We start from the raw sequence: 2,296 nt of genomic DNA, 5'->3' as shown, positions 1-2,296 counted from the left end.
CCCGCCGAGGAATGCGACGATCTCGGATCGGCCGCGCAGGGGTTCGGCGCCGCGTATCTCGAGTACACCGTCGGCACAGAAGGTCTCGGCAAGTTCGTCGAGTCGGCCCGCGTCACCGGCCCAGTTGTATCGCGCGAGGGTGTCCCGAATGAGCTCGCGGGTGACCAGTTCCCACATCTCCATCGTCGTCGACTCCTCTGATCCCAGGGTGCTCATTAGCCTCAGCAGTCCCGTGCGGGAGGGACCACTACCTACTCAGCCTTGATATCGCATGTGACATCGTGACTCGACTAGTGGGGCACTGGCGCTAATCGCGCACTGCGGCGATGGTCCACGCCGGCAGAATCGGCGCCCGGGTGAGGAAGTGATCGCCTTGCCCAATGCTGCGCAGCAGAACCTGTGTGCGCAAGATGCAACATCCCATCCGCGCCATTGCGAAGACCTCGTACCAGTCGAGATCGACCAGCGTTCGGCCGACCATCTCCTCGTAGCGTCGAATTACTTGCTCACGGCTGTCGAATCCGGGCAACTCGGGATCGGCATCAAGGCCGTTGACCTCCAACATTTGACGGCGGGTCGCCAGCCACCACGCGAAATCCGTCTCGGCGGGACACAAGCAGGCCTGCTCCCAGTCCAACGCACCGACAATCTGCCCGGTGTCATCGAAGATGGCGTTGGACAGCCGGGCGTCGTTCCAGCACACCGCCACTTCGTCGGTCTGCTCCGGTTCATGGCGTTTCAGCCAGTTGAAGACCTCGGCCATGATGTCCGGAATGTGATTGTCGGTGCCCCAGGCCACGTAATCGTGCCACCACGCCAGTTCAGCGGAAATCCCCACGCCCGCCGGCCGTTTGAGCCAGGGAGCCTCGCTGACCGGAACTTGTTGAAGAGCCGCAAGCGTCTGGAGAAACGAGTCGTGCGCGCGCCGCTGCACAGCCGGTCCTGCATCGTGCAACCAACCCCGTGTCGCATACGTCGTATCCGACGGTGTATGCCCGACTATGCGCGGCATCATCAGGAATTTGGAGCCAATCCACGATGTGTCGGGCTCGTAGACGATCGGCGACGGAGTTGCTATCCCATGCTGGTGCAATAGCTCCTGCGTGCGTGTCTGCGCTTCCAGGTCATAGTGGGGGAAGATGCCGCCACCCGTCGGCGGAATCCGCAACACATATTCGCTGGTGCGGCCGGCCACTTCCGCGGCGAACACTAGGCTTTCGCTCGACCATCCGGCCGCGCGATTCGCGGCGCGCAAATCCGAAACCGCGGCGCCGCCGTCAAATCGGTGCCCGAACCACGCCTCGAGTTGGGCTCGGGTGTCCGCCAGGTCGCGTTGAACGAGCGCGATGCCTGCCATGCCAACCAGATTTACATACGATGCGTCAGATGTAAATAAGCGATAGTTTACGTTTGAGACCCGGGTTGTAATACGCTCGCAGGATGACTCCGCCACCTCCGCTAACGTTCGGGAACATCGAGGACACGACCTTACCGCTGGCGATGCTGGTCCACGGTTTTCCGGATACGCCATACACTTGGCGCCATCTCGGACCCGATCTGGCCGAGCGCGGATACCGGGTGGTGGCGCCATGGCTGCCCGGATACGACGCGCCGACGGATCGGCCCATCAGCGTCGGAACCTACGCTCGCAACCTGCTCGACGTTCGTCGCAGCTACCGCGCAGACGATCGGGCCGTGCTGATCGGCCACGACTGGGGCGCACAGGCAGGATACGGTGTAGTCGCAAGCGAGCCAGGCGCATTCGCGCGCTTTGTCGCCCTTGCGGTTCCACCGATCAGTGCGCTGGCCGCGGGAATGTTCAGCTACGCACAACTCAAACGATCGTTCTATATCTGGTTCATCCAGCAGGTCGGGCTTGCCGAGCCGGTGTTGCTGGGGCCCGGGTTTTGGGAATCGCTGTGGGCGGACTGGTCGCCGGGCTACGACGCCAGCGATGACCTTGTTCAGCTGAGTCGATTCGTGACGGCGGACAATATCGCCAATGTCGTTGCGCCATACCGTGCGTCGTTCAACCCGCAATTCGCCGATCCGGATGCGGAGGCCGAAGCATCAGCCACAATGCAGCCGCCGCCGGTGCCGACGCTCTATCTGCATGGCGCTCGCGACGGGGCGATCGGCGCTGATCTGCTTGGCGACCTCACCCCGCACCTGCCAGCCGAAGGGTCCGTCGCCGAAATCGTCGACGGCGTCGGCCACTTCTTGCATCTCGAGAAGCCCGAGCTCATCGCGGCCAAGATCGGTGACTGGCTCAGCTGATATCGCATGTGACATCGTT

Annotated in this window: 3 protein-coding genes; 1 reads left to right on the top strand and 2 read right to left on the bottom strand. The window is 62.8% G+C overall.

What is annotated here, in order from left to right; genetic code table 11:
• On the bottom strand, positions 1-183 hold a 183-nt coding region (locus VEI45_RS02870), incomplete at its 3' end, for a nuclear transport factor 2 family protein (RefSeq protein ID WP_324849949.1).
• Positions 184-307: 124 nt separating this feature from the next.
• Complete coding sequence (locus VEI45_RS02865; RefSeq protein ID WP_324849947.1) at positions 308-1,357, bottom strand: phosphotransferase family protein; 1,050 nt, start codon at positions 1,355-1,357, stop codon at positions 308-310.
• A gap of 83 nt (positions 1,358-1,440) precedes the next feature.
• Between VEI45_RS02865 and VEI45_RS02860 the strand changes: the two genes are divergently transcribed.
• Positions 1,441-2,277: an alpha/beta hydrolase gene (locus VEI45_RS02860; protein ID WP_324849945.1), complete on the top strand. Its 837-nt coding sequence runs from the start codon at positions 1,441-1,443 to the stop codon at positions 2,275-2,277.
• Positions 2,278-2,296 lie beyond the last annotated feature (19 nt).

The sequence above is a fragment of the Mycobacterium sp. genome, assembly GCF_035623875.1.
Classification (GTDB): domain Bacteria; phylum Actinomycetota; class Actinomycetes; order Mycobacteriales; family Mycobacteriaceae; genus Mycobacterium.
Note: the sequence above shows the minus strand (reverse complement) of the source record. Positions and strands in the feature narration are given on the sequence as shown.

Bases quoted from the DNA above. Each gene is read 5' to 3' on its own strand.
- VEI45_RS02865 (WP_324849947.1), bottom strand. From the start codon at position 1,357: ATGGCAGGCATCGCGCTCGTTCAACGCGACCTGGCGGACACCCGAGCC.
- VEI45_RS02860 (WP_324849945.1), top strand. From the start codon at position 1,441: ATGACTCCGCCACCTCCGCTAACGTTCGGGAACATCGAGGACACGACC.